Source organism: Streptomyces chartreusis, from assembly GCF_008704715.1.
Lineage (GTDB): Bacteria > Actinomycetota > Actinomycetes > Streptomycetales > Streptomycetaceae > Streptomyces > Streptomyces chartreusis.
The window spans coordinates 702,608-721,028 of the sequence record NZ_CP023689.1 but is presented as its reverse complement, the minus strand read 5'-3'; the positions used below and the strand labels follow the sequence as shown (position 1 = coordinate 721,028).

The window sequence follows — 18,421 nt, the reverse complement described above, 5'->3', positions numbered from 1 at the left end:
TCACCGCTCCCTGACCAGAGCCGCGTACGCGCCACCGCGCGCCACCAGCTCCTCGTGCCGCCCGCGTTCGACGATCGTGCCGTGCTCGAGTACGACGATCTCGTCGCTGTCGCGCACGGTGCTGAGCCGGTGCGCGATCACCACACAGGCACAGCCGCGCTTGCGCAGGTTGTCCATCACGACCAGTTCGGTCTCCGCGTCCAGTGCGCTCGTCACCTCGTCGAGGACCAGGATGCTGGGCCGGCGCACCAGCGCCCGAGCGATCTCCAGGCGCTGGCGCTGCCCGCCGGAGAAGTTGCGGCCGTCCTGCTCGACCCTGCTGTGGATGCCGCCGGGGCGGCGCGTCACCACGTCGTACAGCGCCGCGTCGCGCAGCGCGTCCACCACCGCGTCGTCGGGGATCGAGGGGTCCCACAGCGCCACGTTGTCGCGGACCGTGCCCTCGAAGAGGAACACCTCCTGGTCCACGAAGGAGACGGAGGCGGCGAGCGCGCCGCGCGGGATGTCGTCGATGCGCTGGTCGTCGATGCGGATGACGCCCTCCCAGGGGGCGTACAGGCCCGAGATCAGCCGGGACACCGTCGACTTGCCGCTGCCCGAGCCGCCGACCAGTGCCACCTGCTGGCCCGGGCCGACCGTCAGGTCGAAGCCCGTGAGCAGGGGCTTGTCGAGGGGGCTGTAGCCGAAGGAGATGTTCTGGAGTTCGACGTGGCCGTGCAGCCGGCGGGTGGAGTCGCCGGTGCCGGGACGGCCGTAGAGGGGATCCGCCTCGAAGTTCTCGACGTCCTTCAGGCGCGCCACGTCGGCGGCGAAGTCCTGGATGCGGCCCGCGACGCCGTTGAGCCGGGTGATCGGGGCGGTGAAGCGGGTGACCAGGGCCTGGAAGGCGACCAGCAGACCGACGGATATGCCGCCCTCGATCGCGCGCATGCCGCCTATCCAGAGGATGAGCGCGCTGTTCAGGGTGGCGAGCGTCGGGGCGACGACGCCGAGCCAGGCGCTGGGCACGCCGAGCCGCTGCTGTTCCTCCAGCGTGGTGGCGTGCTGTCCGGCCCACTTGCGGAAGTAGCCGTCCTCACCGCCGGTCGCCTTCATCGTCTCGATCAGCTGAAGGCCGGTGTAGGCGGTGTTCGTCAGCCGGGCGTTGTCCGCGCGGAGCTTCGCGGTGCGGGTGGCGCGCAGCCGGATGACGACACGCATGGCGACCACGTTCAGGAGCGCCACCCCTATGCCGACGAACGTGAGCTGCGGGTCGTAGGTGTAGAGGAGGAGCGCGTAGAGGATGACGACCACCGCGTCCACGCCCGCCGCCGCCAGGTCGCGGGCCAGGGTCTCCGCGACGGCGTCGTTCGACTGGAGGCGTTGGACCAGGTCGGCCGGGCTGCGCTGGGAGAAGAACGTCACCGGCAGCCGCAGCAGATGGCGCAGGAACCTGGCGCTGGACAGGGTGGAGGAGATGATGCGGCCGCGCAGCAGATTCGCCTGTTGCAGCCAGGTCAGCACCACCGAGAGCGCGACGCAGGTCCCCATCGACGCGAACAGCACGCCCAGCAGCGAGGTCTGGCCGCCGATGAGGAACATGTCGATGTAGGTGCGGCTCAGCGCGGGCACCGCCGCGCCGACCACCACCAGGAGCAGGCTCGCGAGAACGGCGGCGGGCATCGTGCCGGCGGTGCCGCGCAGCCGGGCCGGCATCGCACCGAGCACACCCGGCTTGCGGCCCCCCTTGGCGAAGTCCTCGCCGGGCTCCATCACCAGGACGACGCCGGTGAAGCTGCCGTCGAAGTCCTCCATGGGCACGAAACGGCGGCCCTTGGCGGGGTCGTTGATGTAGACGCCCCGGCGTCCGAAACGGCGGCCCATGCCGTCGTAGACGACGTAGTGGTTGAACTCCCAGAACAGGACGGCCGGGGTCTTCACCTCGGCGAGGGCGGCCGTGTCCATCTGCATGCCCTTGGCCGTCAGACCGTAACTGCGGGCCGCCTTCAGCAGATTGCTGGCGCGCGAGCCGTCGCGCGAGACACCGCACGCGATGCGCAGTTCCTCCAGCGGGACATGGCGGCCGTAGTGACCGAGCACCATCGCCAGGGAGGCGGCGCCGCATTCCACGGCCTCCATCTGGAGCACGGTGGGGGTGCGGACGGTCTTCGCCCGGCCCTTGGGCACGGGGCGCTTCGGCGGGGCGGCGCGGCGCCTGCTCCGCGTCTCCTGTGCGGGGCTCACGGCAGTAGCCAATCGACGGGACGCTCGTCGGCCAGCCGGATCGAGGCGTCGGCCATGGTCATGGAGGTGAGGGAGAAGGGCGGTCCGTCCGCGGACGACCACTTGTAGCCGCTCTCGGTGCTCGACCTGCGGTCCAGCTTCACGAGCACGGCGACCGGCCTGCCGTCCTTGGTGAACTGCTCGCCCAGCTGGCTGTCCCCGAGGAACGCGGCGATCTGCTGCGCCGACTGCGCGGAGCGGTCCACCGACTTCACATGGCCGCGCAGCACGCCGTACTCCTGCGTGGGCACGGAGGAGACGGTGAGGTCCACGGCCGCCTTGTCGGGGATGGACGCCGCGTTCTCGGCGGGGACGTACACCGTCGCGTACAGCGGGTCCCCGGTGCGGGCGACCTTCTCGATGGCGGCCACGTTCGCGCCGGTGGAGATGATCTGCCCGATGGTCGCGGCGAGTCCGGTGACCCGGCCCGCGGCGACCGTGCGCACGACCGTCTCGCCCTCGGCGGTACGGACCTTCAGTACGGGGGCGCCTGCCTTCAGCTGCCGGCCCTGCTTGGCGAGGACCGCGGTGACCTGGCCGGCAACCGGGCTCTGGAGGATGTAGCTGCCCTGGCCGTGGGTGAGGATGGCGGGCGCGCCGACCGTGGAGGAGACCGAGCCGGTCACCGCCCACACGGACGCGGCGGCCATGACGACCACCGTCACGGAGAGCACCAGCCAGCCCTGCGGGCGGGCGAAGCGCACCGGGAGGTCGAGCTCCTCCGGTGACTGGAGCTTGGCGAGGGCCTGTTGGCGGAACTGCACGGAACTTTCCCTCACCTGAGGATGAGTGGAGACCGGCGCGCGTGGACCGGTCGTGTTGCGGAGCGGTGCCTGGTCGTCCCACGGCACCCGAAGAGCCCCGGAGCCGGGGAACGGCTCCGGGACTCAGCGGTTACGAAAAGGTGCGATCAGAGACCGGCGACCAGGCCCGTGACCGGGGCGGTGTTCAGGCCGGTGACACCCTCCACGGTGCCGACGACCGTGTCGACCAGGCCGGAAACCGGGGCGATGCCGTTGACAGCGTCGAGGGCACCGTTCACGGCGTTGACCTGAAGGCCGCCGGAGACGTTGTCGAGCTCGGCGTCGGAGATCTCGACGGTCGCAACCTGGGGGGTGGAGTTCATGATGGAACTTCCCTTCCTAATGGGTATTTCACAAGGGGGAGCGGCCCCCTCTGGGGACAGATGACGGCCGCAACCGCGGGCGTCCGGCGCCCGTTTCCGGGAACCGTTCGTGGCCCCCGCGGTGCGATGGATCAAAGCACGCTGCGGGTGCGGCCTTCCAATCAAACGTAGGCCCCACCAGGGAACTTGAGCCTCAGGAGCCTCGTTCCGTGCAGACCCGGGCACGTCTTGTCGGCGACTTCTTCACATGCGTCACAGCATCGGCTCGGCCAAGCTGTTGCGTCCGCCCGGGGTCCCTCTGCCCGACGCGTGGCGAATCCGACACTCCCGCCTCAAGGGGGTGACCGCCGGTAGCCCCCTTGTGCAGAACCTCGTCGCACGGTGACTTGGTTGAGCATTGAATGTGCAGATTCCCTGAAGCCAAGATTCCGCTCGGGATTCTCTACCGACCGTTACTGATCGGTGGCGGATCGTGTCAGCCCAGAAGGGCATACACGGTGCTTGCGCGGGCCGCGATTTCCCCCGAACTCTCGTCCGTCATCGCGATATCGGCGAATGCCATACGGCGGCCCAGTTTCGTCACGACCGCTTCGATCAGGACATCCGAACCGATCACCGCGCGCTGGAACGACGTCGACTGCTGCACCGTCGTCATCGGGCCGTACGCCCCGCGCGCCGCCGCTACGGCGATCACGGTCGCGGTGTCGGCGGCGGCCATCAGAGCCTGTCCCGACAGTGCGCCGCCCTCCCGGGCCAAGGCGTCCGACCAGGGCATTCGCAGGATCACGCGGTCGTCCGCCACCGTCTGGACGGTCAGCCCGAGCTGGAGCACCCAGGGGGCGAAGTTGGCGGAGAGGATCTTGTCGGCTTCGGCGCTGGTCATCGTCATATGGGGGATTGTTCCCGGCGCCGGCCCGCCGGACGAGATCCCTGGCCGATTCGGTGTGCCGAGTCGGGTGCGCGTAAACGGAATTGAACGCCCCACCCGGCCCGTGCGTACCAACTGCCAACCAGGCGCCCCGAACAGCTGCCGCAGAAACGGCGGCACAGACCCCGTCCCCCAGGAGGTCGAGAAGTTTGAGTCACAAGCGAATCCCGAAGCGCAAGGCCGCGATAGCCGCGGGCAGCGTGGTGGCGCTCGGAGCGGCCGCGATCCTGCTGCCCAACGCCAACGCCTCGCAGGACGGCGCGTCGGACGACGCCGCCGCCGCTCCCAAGACCCTGAAGTCCGCGGACGCCTCGGATCTCGCCTCGCAGCTCGCGGGCCTGCTCGGCGACGCCTTCGCCGGTTCCTACTACGACGCCGAGAGCCAGCAGCTCGTCGTCAACGTCATCCCCGGCGACAACAACAATGTGATCGTCCAGGCGAAGAAGGCCGGCGCGAAGGTCCGCGAGGTCGAGAACAGCCTGTCCGAGCTGGCGTCCGGCGCGCAGACCCTGAAGTCCGAGGCGACCATCCCCGGCACGGCCTGGGCGGTCGACCCCAGAACGAACAAGATCCTCGTCACCGCCGACAGCACGGTCACCGGCGACAAGTGGGACACGCTGGAGACGACCGTCGACAGCCTCGGCTCGGGCATGGCGACCATCAAGAAGTCGGCCGGAACCTTCAAGACGTTCCTCTCCGGCGGCGACGCCATCTTCGCCGGCGGCGCACGCTGCTCCGCGGGCTTCAACGTCACCGCGGGCGACGGCACCCCCGCCTTCCTGACCGCCGGTCACTGCGGAGTCGCGGCCGAGCAGTGGTCGGACGCCGAGGGCGGCCAGCCGATCGCCACCGTCGACCAGGCCACCTTCCCCGGTGACGGCGACTTCGCCCTCGTCAAGTACGACGACCCGGCGACGCAGGCCCCGAGCGAGGTCAACCTCGGCGACCAGACCCTGGCGATCAGCCAGGCCGCGGACGCCGAGGTCGGCCTCCAGGTCTTCCGGATGGGCAGCACCACCGGCCTGAACGACGGTGCTGTCACGGGCCTCGACGCCACCGTGAACTACCCGGAGGGCACGGTCACCGGGCTCATCCAGACCGACGTCTGCGCCGAGCCCGGCGACAGCGGCGGCTCCCTGTTCACCCAGGACGGGCTGGCCATCGGCCTGACGTCCGGCGGCAGCGGTGACTGCACGGTCGGCGGCGAGACCTTCTTCCAGCCGGTGACCACCGCCCTGGCGGCGGTCGGCGCGACCCTCGGCGACGCCGCGGGTGGCGCGGGCGCCGGCGACCAGGCCGGTGCGGGCGACGAGGCGGGCGCCGGTGACGACGCCGGTGCCGGCGCCGGCGAGCAGGCCGGTGCGGGTGAAGAGGCCGGAGCCGGTCAGGAGGCCGGTGCCGGTGAGGAAGCCGGAGCCGGTGAAGAGGTCGGCAACGGCAACGCCGAGGGCACGGGCAACGGCCTCGGCGAGATCGTCGGCAACGGTCGGGGCAACGACTGACGCCCTGACACCGGTACACGGATCCAAGTGATCCGGAAACATTCCGAGTGACGCGGACACAAGGCGGTCCGGCCCTCCGGCGGGAGGGCCGGACCGCTCCGTTTCATGGGGGCCTTCGGCCCGGCATCCCACGGGCCTTCTTCCTACGGCTCCTCAGCCCCGCGCACGCAACAGCAGCAGCGCGACATCGTCGACCCGGTCGCGCACCGACACACTGTGCTGCACCAGCAGATCCGCCAGCTCGTCCAGCGGACGGTCCCCGGCCTGCGCGAGCAGCTGCCCGAGGTCGGCGAGCGCGTCCTCGATGTCGACGCCGGGGGACTCGATCAGCCCGTCCGTGTACAGGACCAGCACACAGCCGGGCGTGAGGTCCACCTCCGCCGTCGGGTACGTGGGCGAACCGTCGATCCCCAGCAGCGGGCCACCGGCGCGGTCGAGCACCCGGACCCGTCCGTCCGGCCGCCTCAGCAGCGGCGGCGGATGCCCGGCACGGGCCATCACCGCGCGCCCCTGCTCCGGATCGAGGCAGAGATACAGACAGCTCGCGAACAGATCCGAACCGAGGTCGATCAGCAGCCGGTTGGTGCTGCGCATGACCTCCTCGGGGGAGTACCCGACCGTCGTGTACGCCCGTACCGCCGTGCGGATCTGGCCCATCAGCCCGGCCGCCGTGACGTTGTGGCCCTGCACGTCCCCGATCACCGCCGCGGTCAGGCCCGGCTCCATCGGCACCAGGTCGTAGAAGTCGCCGCCGATCTCCATGCCCTGGGTCGCGGGCAGATAGCGCGCGGCCGCCTCGATGCCCGGCAGCTCCGGCAGCGAGTGGGGGAGCAGGGCGGCCTGGAGTCCGTGCGCCAGCTGGTGCTTCGCGTCGTAGAGCTGGGCACGCTCCAGCGCCTGTGCGATGAGGCCGCCCAGACTGGTGAGGACCGCGCGTTCGTCCGCCGGGAAGGGATGCGGTTCGGCGTAGGCGAGCACGCACGTGCCGACCGGCCGTCCGGAGGCGATGAGCGGCAGGTACGCCCACGCCGCGAACCCGTCGGGAGCCGCGTACCGCGACGGATACAGCCGCTCCAGCTCCTGCCGTGAGTCGAAGAACGCGGGCACACCGGTGCTCAGGACCTGCGCGCCCGGGGTCCGTTCGGCGAGCGGCAGCCCGTCGAACCGCTCCACGGCATGCGGGTCGGGATAGCCGCGATGGCCGAGGACGTGGAGCCGCCCGGACCGCGAGCCGAGGACGATCAGTCCCTGGCTGCCGACGGCCGGGGCGATCTCGTCCGAGACGAGCTGCACCACGTCCTGCACGCTCGCCGCCTCGGTCAGCGCGCCCGCCAGGCTCAGCACCTGGGAGATGGTCACCAGCCGGGACGGCGTGTCCCCGGGCTGGGGCCCTCGGCGGGCCATCTCGGCCACCGCCCGCGCCCTGCTGATCCGCACGCTCAGACCGGTCGTGCTCGGATACATCCGGAAGGACAGCCAGTCGCCGGGCGGGCGCAGCGCCACGAACGACGTGGTCTGCTGACTGAACAGCGCGGCCCGGTAGCGGTCCTCGTAAATGGGGTCGTTCAGCCAGGGCACCGCCGCCCACAGCTGGTTGCCGAGCAGTTTGCTGACGGGGAGGCCGATCAGTTCGGCCGCCGCCGGGTTGGCGAAACCGACCCGCCCGTTCAGATCGAGCGAGCACAGCCCGTACGGCAGCCGCGACACCATGCGCGCCGCCTCCACCGTGCCGAACAGGCCGGCCGAGCCGCTGAACGCCGGCGCGGCCAGCAGATCGGGCTCCGGCAGCGGCGGGCGGCTCGCCTCGAAGGCCCGCTCCAGCCGCACCGCGAGCCGTCGGCAGGCGGCGATCAGATGGTCCCGGTCCCGGACCGACAGCTGCGGCGGGTGCGAACCCGGCCAGGTCACGAAGATCGCGCCGTACACGGTGGACTCGGTGGCCACGGGCAGCGCGGCCAGCGCGAACGGATACGGCAGCACGACCGCGATCCGCGGAAAGCGGGCCGCCATGTCCTCCTCGCCGCCGACCCAGACGAGCTCCCGCTCGCGCACCGCCTCGGCGACCGGGATCGGCGCGCTCAGCCCGACCCGCTCCCAGGGCGCCGCGAACGCCCTGGGCAGCCCCGCCATCACCGCCATCTCCAGGACCGGCTCGTCGGCCGCCAGCAGATACACGCCACCGGCGTGCGCGTGCACCTCGTCCATCATCGAGGCCAGCGCAAGCGACAGCAGTGGCCGGCCGACCCGCGTCCTCGCGGCCGCAGGCGCCTGGGCGGACGTCTGCCCGTCGGACACCCCGACCACCTCCTCCGCGGAGCCGCGCGACGAGTCCCAGGGCTCAAATCTGCCTCCAGAAGTCGCGCCGCGCACGGCGAGCGGCGCCACACAGGCCGGAGAGGGCCCGTCCATACCCCATGGCCGGGTGCCCATGCCCCCACAGTCGATGCGCGAAGCGGCGTGCGGGCGCCACGCGTGCGCCCCCGCGCAACCTGATGGCCGGATCTTCGCGCCCGTAGCAGGACGCAAACGCCAAGAATGGGGCACGCGCTCAACACCATGAAAGCGATGGAAACGGCGAATGCGATCTGGAGGGGGAGCAGTGATCCGTGTCCTGGTGGTGCACGACGCGTGTCTCGTGCGATCGGTACTGGCGGAGTGGTTACGCAGAGCACCTGACCTGGGGGTCTACGACACGCCCTGGCGCAGCGCGCCGGCGCGGGCGCGGTCGGTGCGCCCGGACGTGTGCGCGGTGGACCTGGAGTACTCCGACGCGTACGGCCTCCCGCCGCTCGGCGAGCTGCGGGCGCGCGAGTTCGGCCGCACGCCGCCGCACCTTCTCGTACTGGCCAGTGCGAAGCGGCCGGGGCTGCTCCGGCGGGCGCTGGAGGCGGGGGCGCTCGGCTATGTCGACAAGGAGGGCTCACCGGACAATCTCGTACGCGCGATACGTCGCGTGGCTCAGGGGGAACGTTTCGTCGACGAGTCGCTGGGCTTCGGATTCCTCAAGGCCGCCGAGATGCCGCTGACGCGCCGCGAGCTCAGCGTGTTATCCCTCGCCGCGGAAGGGGCGTCCGTCGCCGAGATCGCGGGGAGTCTGCACCTGTCCCACGGGACCGTGCGCAACTACATGGCGGCCATCACCCGCAAGACCGGCGCCCGCAACCGCGTCGACGCCATCCGGATCTCGCAGGGCGAGGGATGGGTCTGAACGCTCGTGCGGCACGGGGGCCCAGGCACCGACGAGTTCGCGGTAGCGCGCAGAGCACCGGACGAGCTCGTCGTGCGTTCCGTACGCCGTGTCGCGGCCGTCCATCATCAGGACCCGGTCGGCGCGCCGGGCCGAGGTGATGCGGTGGGCGACGACGACCAGGGTGCCGCCGGGGCGGGCCGCGAAGGCGCGTTCCGCGCGTTCCTCCGCCCGCGGATCCAGGTGACAGGTCGCCTCGTCGAGCAGCGCCAGCGGGGCGTGCGACAGATGGGCCCGGGTCAGCGCGATCAACTGCCGCTCGCCCGCGGACAGCGCCGCGGGATCCACCCGGCCCTCCGGCCCGCCCAGCGCTTCGAGAAACGGCAGGAGCCCGACCGCCTCGGCGGCCGCGAGGAGCTCCGCCTCGGGGACGGGGTCCGGCCGCAGATGGGCGAGGTTCTCGGCGAGGGTGCCGGTGAACACGTACGCCTCCTGCGGGATGAGCACCCGCCGAGCGAGGGCGCCCGCCCCGCGCACGGGCTCCCCGGCCACCCGCACCGTGCCGCCCCGAGGCTCCAGCAGCCCGGCCACCAGCGCCGTCAGTGTCGACTTCCCGATCCCGCTCGGGCCGACGACGGCCAGGTGGGATCCGGCGGGCAGCGTCAGGTCGAGGGCCTCGATGACGGGGACGGCGGTGGGGCCGTAGGCGAAGGTGACGGAGGAGAGGGCCAGGGCGGGTGGTCGAGTCGAGGTCGGAGCCGGGGGCCCGGCCGCCCCGCTCTCGGCGCTCGGGCCTACCCCTGCGCCCCGTCCTCCCTCCGGCGCCAGTCGCCGCAGTACGACGGTCAGGCGTGAGCCGCTGGTGCCCAGGCCGTGGACGAGGTTGTGCAGGGCGGGGAGGAGGGACTGGGTGACGTAGGAGAGGGCGCCGACCAGGGCGCCGGTGGTGACGCCGTGCTTCAGGAGCCAGGGGGCCGTCGCGAGCAGCAGCACGATCGGGAGCTGTCCGCCGAGCGCGAGGGCTGCCACGCGTACGACGCCGAAGCGGGCCAGGGAACGGGCGGCCCGCTCCTCGGCGTCCACCAGGCGCCCCACGTCGGCGGCCGTCCGCTCCTGGGCACCGGTCGCCGTGATGTCCCGCAGTCCCGGGCAGACGGCGCCGAGCCGGTCGGCCAGGGCCTCGTCGGCCGCGAGGAACACCTCCTGCCGGCGGGCCAGCGGCCGCAGCGTCGCCGCGAACAGACCGATGCCCGCGGCCAGTGGCGGCAGGACCACGAGCAGGAGAGGCGGGGCCAGCGAGAACAGGCCCGCGAGCGCTCCGACGGAGGTGAACACGAACGACCGCGAGACCATCACCAGCCCGGCGAAGGTGTCCCGCGCGATCTCCACCTGCTGGGTGAGCCCGGACAGCGCCCCGCGGTCCGCCTCGCGCACCCCGCGGTCCACGACCCGCCGCACGAGCCGGTCCCTGAGCGGTTCGACCAGCGCCGCGACGGCCGCGTACACGCGAGCCGTGCCGATCGCGCCGACCACGACCCCGAGCCCGGCGACCCCGAGCCACGTGAGCCCGGTCGCCGTCCGCCCCGCCAGGAACCCGCCGTCCAGCGCACGGGCCGGGGCATACCCGATGAGGAAGCTCTGCCCCGTCTCCAGCACCGACCACAGGCCGAGCCGCACGACGACCCGCCACCGGGCCCGCAGAAACCGCACCCCTCGCCCGGGAAGCCGGCCGGTCACGGGGCCGCCTTTCCGGTCGCCCCGGCGGGGCTGGTCGGCGCGGCGGGGTCGGTCGGCCGGGTGAGGCCGGTTGGCGCGGCCGGTTCGGTCGGTCCGGTGGGATCGGTTGGCGCGGCAGGCCGGGCGGGATCGGTTGGGGCGGCGGGCTCGGTAGGACCGGCACGACCGGTCGGCACGGCAGGCGCGGTAGGACCGCTTGGCGCGGCCGGATCGGTTGGCGCGGTGGGATCGGTCGGTCCGGTTGGCGCGGCAGGCGCGGCAGGCGCGGCAGGACCGCTTGGCGCGGCCGGATCAGTAGGCGCGGCGGGATCGGTTGGCGCGGCAGGCCGGGCGGGATCGGCAGGACCGCTTGGCGCGGCCGGTTCGGTCGGTCCGGCGGGATCGGTTGGCGCGGCAGGCGCGGCAGGCCCGGCAGGCCCGGTTGGTGCGGCAGGATCGGCCGGTGCCCCCGTGAGCGTCTCCCGGTACGCCGGGATCCGCCACAGCTCCTCGTGCCGCCCCACCGCCCGCACCCGTCCGCCGTCCAGCCACGCCACCGAGTCGGCCCGGGCCGCCGTGGCGGCGCGGTGGGCGATCAGGAGGCGGGTGGCGGACGAGCCGTCGCCGGCGAGGGCCTCGGTGATGCGGGCCTCCGTCACCGTGTCCAGGCTGGACAGCGCGTCGTCGAGGATCAGCACGCGGCCACCGTGCGCGAACGCCCGGGCGAGGCCGAGGCGTTGGGACTCGCCGCCCGAGCGCGGGGCGTCGGCCAGGGCGGTGGCGTACCCCTGCGGCAGCCGGCTGACGAAGTCGTCGGCGCGGGCGGTGCGGGCGGCCTGCCGGATACGGGTGGGGGAGGGGGCGGTCAGAGCGAGGCCGATCGCCTCCCCGACGGTGTCGCCCAGCAGGACGGGACGTTCGAAGGCGTACGCGACGGCCCGGCGCAGATCGTCGTGGGTCAGCTCGCTCAGGGGCACCCCGTCGAGCAGGACCACGCCCTCGTCCGGGTCGGCGAGCCGTCCCGCGAGAGCCGCGAGCACCGACTTGCCCGTACCGGAGCGGCCCACCACGGCGAGGGTCCTCCCGCCGGGCACGACGAGGTCGACGCCTTCAAGGACGGTGCGTCCACTGCGCCGTGCGGTCACCCCGCGCAGCTCCAGCCGGCCGGGGCCGGGAGGCAGCCGGCGCGTGCCGTGGGCGGGCGCGGGCTCGGCGACGACCTCGCCGAGGCGTCCGGCCGCCGCCCGGGCCCGGGCCACGCCCGCGAGTTGGGCGACCAGCATCCCGACTCCGGTCGCCAGGACCACGTAACGGGAAGCGGCGAGCACTTCGCCGACGGACAGCCGGTGGCGGGCGAGCAGCACACCGGCGACGGCGATCACGCCGAGCTGCAGCAGCGGTGCCACGGTGACGGCCCGGGCGGCGGCCCGGCCCTGCACCTGCCACATGCGGTGCCCGGCGCGGGAGAGTTCGGGCAGCGGCCGCAGGATCCGTGCCGTCTCCCGGTCCGCCGTGCCCGCCGCCGCGACGGTGCGGTGACCGTCGACGGCCTCGGCGAGCGCGCCCGCGATCCGGCCCTGTTCCCGCTGGTAGTCGCTCACGCAGCGGGAGGTGTCACGGGCGAACGCCCGCAGCAGCAGGGCCAGTACCGGGGCCCCGGCGAGGAACGCGGCGGCGAGCCAGGGGTCGATCAGGGCGAGGGCGACGACGCCCCCGACCGGCCCGGCGAGCGCGGCGGCCAGTACGGCACGGGCGGCCGGCGCGGTGCCGGCCTGCGCGGCGTTGCCGACGAGCCGCGCCACGAGGTCGCCCGCCCCGAAGCGGCCGGTGGCCCGTGGACCCATGGCCAGGACGTGCCCGGTCACCCGGTGCCGCAGCCAGGCCGTGGTGCGGGCGTCGACGGTGCCGACGAGAACGCTCTGGCACGCGTCGAGCAGGGCGAGCGACAGTACGAGCGCGGCGCAGCACAGCACCCAGCCCGCAGCCGGGGCGCCCGTCAGCAGAAGGTCGAGCGTGCGGCCGAGCGCGGCGGGCAGCAGCAGCCCCGCACCGGTCGCGGCGGTGCTCACCAGGCACAGCGTCACGGTACGGGGGCGGCTGTGCCCGGTGGCCGAGCGGGCCAGTGTCCGGGAAGGGTCGTCGGCAGGGGTCGTCATGCTGCTCCGGCCTCGCTCCGCGGTCGTGAAAAAAGGCCCGGACGGCCCCTCCGCGCAGGAGGGGAACCGCCCGGAGCCGTCACTGCACCAGGTGTCAGAGACAGAGGCTGATGCTCGCCTGGCTGGCGCAGAGCAGCAGGCTGAGCGTGCTGCCGCCGCCGGTGTGCTGCTCGGTCTCCATCGTCTGCAGGTCGAGAAGTGCCATCTCGTTTCCTCTCCTTCTTCATGGGGACGGGGTTGTGTCACGACTCCGTCAGTTCGCGGAGCCGCGTTCTGTGTGCCGCGCGGGCGGCGGGAGGAAGGGCAGGTGGGCCGGGGCCGCACCCGCCTCGTCGGTGCCGAGGGCCGCTCGGAGGGCCAGCAGACAGCCGGCCGTTCCGGTGCCCAGGTCCATGGAGAGCCGCATCATCTGGTGCCCGGGAAAGGCCAGTTGGCCCTGGTAGGACATCGCGTACCAGCCGAGCCCGGCGATCTGGGCGGCGAGCCGGTCCGCGTCCGCGCCCGGCGTGGTCGTACGGCTGAGGTGCAGGATCATCCCGGCACGTCCCTGGAACAGGCCGGGCTGTGCGTAGAAGCGGGAGGTGGCGGCGGTGAGGATGCCGGCGCGGGCCCGCTCGAAGGCGCCCGTGTCGTCGTCGGCGTGGGCGAGATGGTCGTCGAGGACCATTCCCACGCCCACACTGCCCTCGCCCAGGTAAGGCATGCTCCGCCAGCCCTCGTCGACCTCCAGCGAGCCGCCCTTCTGCTCGACGCAGGCGGCGAGATCCCGGCGCACTGCCTCGCCGGCCGCGTCCAGCAGCCGGCGGTCGCCGGTCCGCTCGTAGCGCCGCAGCAGGAACAGTGCGGGCCCGCTCGCGCCCCGCAGCAGCCCGGCACGCGGGCGTTGGCCGTCCGCGACCGGTTCGCCGAGGCGCCGCAAGAGGATGTCCGCGGCCTCCGCGGCCCGCTCGCGCAGCTCCGGCTCGCCGGTGGTGTGCGCCAGGTCGTCGAGGACCAGGCCCAGTCCGGCCAGCCCGCCGCGCAGGTCGGAGGAGAGCCGCTGCCACCGCTCGCGCAGGATCGTGTCCATCAGGTCCAGGGCCCGCTGCCGGTGACCGAGCAGGCCGAGGACGTGGGCCACGCCCGCGAGACCGTCGTACAGGCCAAGCGGCGTGCCCGCCGGAGGCGGGTCCGTGCGGTCCAGCAGCCAGCGCTCGCCCTCTTCGTAGCGTTCGGCGCCGCTCGCGGCCAGGGCGTACAGCACACCGGCCGCGCCATGGGCCAGGCCCAGTCCGCCGCCGTCGGAGAACTGCCCGATGTCGCCGGGGAAGAGCCGGTCCTCGCGCTCCGGGGTCGCGGAGGCCAGCAGCGCCTTGACCATCGAGTCGCGGCTGTAGGGCCAGTCGCCGGGCTCCACGAACGACGCCGGGACGGAGCGCGCTGCGGACGGCGTCGGCGGTCGACCGCCGGGCACGTCCCGGGTGATCTCGGCGACCGCCTCGGCGAGGAACTGCCGCGGCACGTCCGGGAACCGGTCCGCGATCACCTCCGCCAGATGTGCCGCCTTGCCGCGGTCCACGACGAACAGGGTGGTGACGGGCAGGAACATCGCCAGCCGCAGACAGGCCAGTGCGTAGCGGTCGACGTCCACGCCTCTTCGGTCCGCCGGGGCCATGAAGCCGGGATGGGCGACGACCTGGCGGCCGTTTTCACCGACCGGCGCCGCCGCCTCGAAGTCGAGCAGGGACACCGACTCCTCGTCGGGGGCGACCATGATGTTGAAGACGTGCAGGTCGTTGAAGACGATCCCGCGCGCGTGCACCGCCTCCACGGCACGTTCGACCGCCCCGTGGATGCGCAGCGCCCAGGCCGTGTAGTCGGCGATCGCGCTCGGGTCCGCGTCGGGGCCGATCAGCGGGTGGCGTTCCGCGAAGAACGAGTTCAAGGTGCGCCCCGGCACGAAGTCCATGACCAGGAAGCGGTGTTCGCCGAGCAGGAACCAGTCCCGTACCTCGGGCACCACCCCGGTGCCCGCCAGCTGCTCCAGCGCGTACTTCTCCCGCTCCAGCCGGGCCACTGCGTCCGCCCCGTCCGCGGCGAGCCCCGCGTGCGGCCGGCCCTCCTTCAGCACCACCTTGCGTCCGTCACGCGTGTCGGTGCCCGCGTACACCCCGCCGCCGTTGGAGAAGTGCAGCGCCTTCTCGATGCGGTACGGCAGCTCGCCGACCGTCGTGGTGTTGCGGGCCGCCAGATGCGGGGCGAGGAACGACGGCAGCGTCACCCACTCGGGCACCTGGAACGACGGAGCCCGCCGGTCCGGCACCAGCCGACCCTCGCCGTCCCGCACCGCAGGCACCAGCGAACCGCGCTCGTCGACGACGAACAGCCGCGCGAAGGCGCCGTACCGCACGTACAGCGGACCCTCGCCCCAGCGCAGGTCGGTCAGGATGTACGGCCCCTCGAAACCCTCGAGCAGCCGGCCCAGCTCGCGCAGCACCGTGTGGAGCTGCTCGTCGTCGGCCGGGTAGACGGTGACGAACTTGCCGCTGGAGTCCCGCCCCGCGTACTTGGCGTTGCGCAGATGCACCAGGTGCGGGCCCGGCACGAACTTGAAGGCGATGCCCCGCGGCACGCAGTAGTCCCATACGATCCCGGCGATCCGCTCGGCGTTCGCGAGGGTCGCCGAGACATGGATCTTCCAGCCCTGGGCGCGGTCCGGCAGCGGAGTCCCGTCCGGGCCGAGCGGCGCCAGGGTCAGCCAGTCGCCGATCCGTGCGGCCTTCCAGCCCTCGGGCGCCGCACGCCGTGCCGCCTCGTACAGCGGCGCGGCCTCCTGGCCGTCCGCGGACAGCCGGTCCGGCGTCTCGTAGAAGTGTCTGTCTGCCAGCGCGTACACCTCGTAGCGCTTGTCCATACGTCCCCCTCCGCAGGCCCGGCACCGAGCTTTCCAGCGGGCCGGCGGCCACGCACAGTCACGGCTGTCACGAGATCACCGTGCGGAACGCATGCGTAAAGTCATGTTCGGCTCCTTTCGAGCGCCGCACGCACCTTGGCGGGCACGGAACGCTCACAGGGGCTGCGCAGGTGGCTCATAAGCGCTGTAATGGCGGACGTGGTCACTGAGGGCACCGCGGGACGCAGGACGAGAAGCCTGCGCGCCGAGGAGGCCCTGAAGGCGCTTTCCGTCGAGCCGGACTCGCCCGAGAGGCTCCGGCGGGTGCTGGAACAGGCGCTCGTCTTCGCCGGAGCGACCCTGGCCGCGGTGTACACACCGAGTGAGGACGGCGAGCTGCTCTGCCTCGTCGAGTGCGCCGGTGTACCCCGCACCGTCTACGGCCTGCGAGACGGCTACAGCCCGACCGGACGCTCCCCGCTCGCCGAGGCCCGGCGCACCGGCCGTGCCGTCCGGCTCGGCCCGGAGCAGCTCGCCGACCGCGCGGAATCCCGGCGGGCACCGTCACGGGACTTCTCCCTGGCCGTCCTGCCCGCCGAGGACGACGGCGGTTGTCTGCTCGCCGTGACCGAGCGGCCCGGCGGCTTCGACGCCGAGGACCGCGTGTGCCTGGAGCTGGTCGCCGAGGCGATCGCCTACCCCGCCCCGGCCGCGGCCGCCGAAGGGGGCGAGCTGCCGGTCAACGCGTTCAGCCTCGCCATGGACACCGGCCGGGTCGAGGTCGGCGACGGCCTCCTCGGGCTGTTCGGCATCGGACCGCAGCAGTTCGACGGCAGGGTCGAGACCCTGCTGGGCCTGACCGTCCCCGAGGACCTGCCGTCACTGATGTCGGTCGTCGAGGCCGACCACATGTCCATCGGCGACCGCGAGCTGGAGTTCCGGGTCCTGCAGCCCGCCGGCCCGCCCAGATGGCTCAGGCTCCGCGGCCGTCTCCTGCCCGGTGGCGAGGGCCGGCCCGCCCGCCTCGTCGGCACCGTCGCCGACGCCTCCACCCTGCGCGCCGAGGTCACCGACGTGACCCGCGTCCAGCGCCTCGCCGCGGCCCTCGCCACCGCCGGCACCGTCCGCGACGTCAGCCACGCCGTCGTCACCGCCCTGCGCAAGCCGCTGCGCGCCGACCGCATCGCGCTGGCCGAGCTGGAGCACGACCGTCTCGTCGTGACCGTCCTCGACCCGCCGGAACCCGAGTCCTGGCCGGAGTTGTGGCGCCTGGAGTGGCGTACCGAATGGCCGGACGCGCCCGTGCGCGCCATGCCCACCCTCGCCGCCGCACTGCGCGAGGGCCGCGCCCGGATCTGGCCGGCCGGCACCCCGCTGGAACCCGCCCTCGCCGACGTCGGCCCCGGCGGGCTGGCCGTCCTGCCGCTGCCCGCCGGCGGCCGGATGGCCGGCGCCTGCCTCATCGGCTGGGACACCCCGCACGAGTTCGGCCCCGACGAACGCGCCCTGCTCACCGCCTCCGCCGGTCTCGCCGGGCAGGCACTGATGCGCGCCCACGCCTTCGACGCCGAGCACGAGCTCGTCGGCATGCTCCAGCGCCAGCTGCTGCCGCGCCGCCTGCCCCGGCTGCCCGGCGCGGAGGCCGTCGCCCGCTATCTGCCCACCACGGCCGGACTGGAGGTCGGCGGCGACTGGTACGACGTGATCCTGCTGCCCGACAACCACGTCGCCCTCGTCATCGGCGACGTCCAGGGCCACAGCGCGGCGGCCGCCACCCTCATGGGCCAGATGCGCACCGCGCTGCGCGCCTACGCCGCCGAAGGACACCCCCCGGACGTGGTCGTCCACCACGCCAACCGCCTCCTGATGGACATGGAGACCGACCTCTTCGCCACCTGCTGCTACGTCGACATCGACCTGGAGGAGGGCACAGGCTGGTGCGTGCGCGCCGGGCACCTCCCGCCGGTCCTGCGCCGGCCGGACGGCGGGACGGAGATCGCCGAGGCGGAGGGCGGCCCGCCGCTGGGCGTGATGCGGCAGGCCGACTTCCCGATGAGCCCGCTGGGGCTGACCCCCGGCACCATCGTCGCCCTGACCACCGACGGCCTCGTCGAGTCCGCCGAGGACGACATCGACACCGGGATGGAGCGGCTGGCCCTTGAACTCGCCCGCTCCGACCCCGCGCACCTCGGCCTCGTCGCCGACGCCCTGCTGGTCGGCGCCCGCCGCAACGACGACATCGCGCTGCTCCTGCTGCGCTACGACGGCATGGCCGTACGGCCCCTGCGCGAGAGCTGGACGGTCTGGCGCGTCCCGGAGGCCGTGGGCCACGCCCGCCGCTTCACCCGCCGCACCCTGCGGGCCTGGGGAGTGCCGCAGCGGGACGCGGACACCGTGCTGCTCGTCGTGTCCGAACTCGTCACCAACGCCCTCGTGCACACGGACGGCCGAGTCCGCCTCGACCTGACGTTCGTCAACCACCGCGTGCGCGTCGCGGTCGCCGACGCCTCGCCCCGCACTCCCGTCAAGCCGGCCAGTCTCAGCTGGGAGGCCACGGGCGGGCGCGGAATCCTGCTGGTCGAGGCCATGTCGGCGGCGTGGGGGACGGTGCCCGTCAGTGGCGGAAAACAGGTGTGGAGCGAGATCGCGGCAAGCGACTGAAGCCTGAATTC

Annotated in this window: 10 protein-coding genes and 2 pseudogenes; 3 read left to right on the top strand and 9 right to left on the bottom strand. The window is 73.1% G+C overall.

Going from position 1 to position 18,421, the window contains the following annotated elements:
- From CP983_RS02975 to CP983_RS02960, 4 genes are all read right to left on the bottom strand, one after another.
- Window positions 1-2,223 (bottom strand): NHLP family bacteriocin export ABC transporter peptidase/permease/ATPase subunit, encoded by a 2,223-nt coding sequence (locus CP983_RS02975; protein WP_150498412.1) that lies wholly within the window; start codon window positions 2,221-2,223, stop codon window positions 1-3.
- Window positions 2,220-3,026, bottom strand: coding sequence for an HlyD family efflux transporter periplasmic adaptor subunit (locus CP983_RS02970; protein ID WP_150498411.1), 807 nt, complete (start codon window positions 3,024-3,026; stop codon window positions 2,220-2,222). The genes CP983_RS02975 and CP983_RS02970 overlap by 4 nt, the downstream gene beginning before the upstream one ends.
- 146 nt (window positions 3,027-3,172) lie before the next feature.
- Window positions 3,173-3,388 (bottom strand): hypothetical protein, encoded by a 216-nt coding sequence (locus tag CP983_RS02965; protein ID WP_030950723.1) that lies wholly within the window; start codon window positions 3,386-3,388, stop codon window positions 3,173-3,175.
- Window positions 3,389-3,863: 475 nt separating this feature from the next.
- On the bottom strand, window positions 3,864-4,277 hold the full coding sequence (locus tag CP983_RS02960) for a PaaI family thioesterase (RefSeq protein WP_107910204.1): 414 nt from the start codon (window positions 4,275-4,277) through the stop codon (window positions 3,864-3,866).
- A 188-nt stretch (window positions 4,278-4,465) separates the two neighbouring features.
- On the opposite strand from CP983_RS02960, the gene CP983_RS02955 reads away from it, so the two are divergent.
- The gene (locus CP983_RS02955) at window positions 4,466-5,818 is read left to right on the top strand and encodes a S1 family peptidase (protein WP_150498410.1); all 1,353 of its coding nucleotides are present in this window, start codon (window positions 4,466-4,468) and stop codon (window positions 5,816-5,818) included.
- Window positions 5,819-5,971: 153 nt separating this feature from the next.
- On the opposite strand, the gene CP983_RS02950 is transcribed toward CP983_RS02955, so the two are convergent.
- Window positions 5,972-8,122 (bottom strand): SpoIIE family protein phosphatase, encoded by a 2,151-nt coding sequence (locus CP983_RS02950; protein WP_150506355.1) that lies wholly within the window; start codon window positions 8,120-8,122, stop codon window positions 5,972-5,974.
- A gap of 274 nt (window positions 8,123-8,396) precedes the next feature.
- On the opposite strand from CP983_RS02950, the pseudogene CP983_RS02945 reads away from it, so the two are divergent.
- Window positions 8,397-8,942: pseudogene (locus CP983_RS02945) on the top strand (LuxR C-terminal-related transcriptional regulator); the annotation flags it as partial.
- Here CP983_RS02945 and CP983_RS45050 read toward each other — a convergent pair.
- The 4 genes and pseudogenes from CP983_RS45050 to lanKC form a co-directional block, all read right to left on the bottom strand.
- Window positions 8,865-10,742 carry an ATP-binding cassette domain-containing protein gene (locus CP983_RS45050; protein WP_308436536.1) on the bottom strand — a complete coding sequence of 626 codons (1,878 nt, stop codon included), beginning with the start codon at window positions 10,740-10,742 and terminating at the stop codon, window positions 8,865-8,867. The pseudogene CP983_RS02945 and the gene CP983_RS45050 overlap by 78 nt on opposite strands.
- A 428-nt stretch (window positions 10,743-11,170) precedes the next feature.
- Window positions 11,171-12,877 (bottom strand): annotated as a pseudogene (locus CP983_RS02930) (ABC transporter ATP-binding protein); the annotation flags it as partial.
- 94 nt (window positions 12,878-12,971) lie between these two features.
- The gene (locus CP983_RS02925) at window positions 12,972-13,082 is read right to left on the bottom strand and encodes a SapB/AmfS family lanthipeptide (RefSeq protein ID WP_030956464.1); all 111 of its coding nucleotides are present in this window, start codon (window positions 13,080-13,082) and stop codon (window positions 12,972-12,974) included.
- Between the two features lie 48 nt (window positions 13,083-13,130).
- On the bottom strand, window positions 13,131-15,770 hold the full coding sequence (lanKC, locus tag CP983_RS02920) for a class III lanthionine synthetase LanKC (RefSeq protein ID WP_150498408.1): 2,640 nt from the start codon (window positions 15,768-15,770) through the stop codon (window positions 13,131-13,133).
- Window positions 15,771-15,959: 189 nt separating this feature from the next.
- Here lanKC and CP983_RS02915 point away from each other — a divergent pair, with 189 nt between their 5' ends.
- On the top strand, window positions 15,960-18,410 hold the full coding sequence (locus tag CP983_RS02915; RefSeq protein ID WP_150498407.1) for a SpoIIE family protein phosphatase: 2,451 nt from the start codon (window positions 15,960-15,962) through the stop codon (window positions 18,408-18,410).
- Window positions 18,411-18,421: the final 11 nt, after the last annotated feature.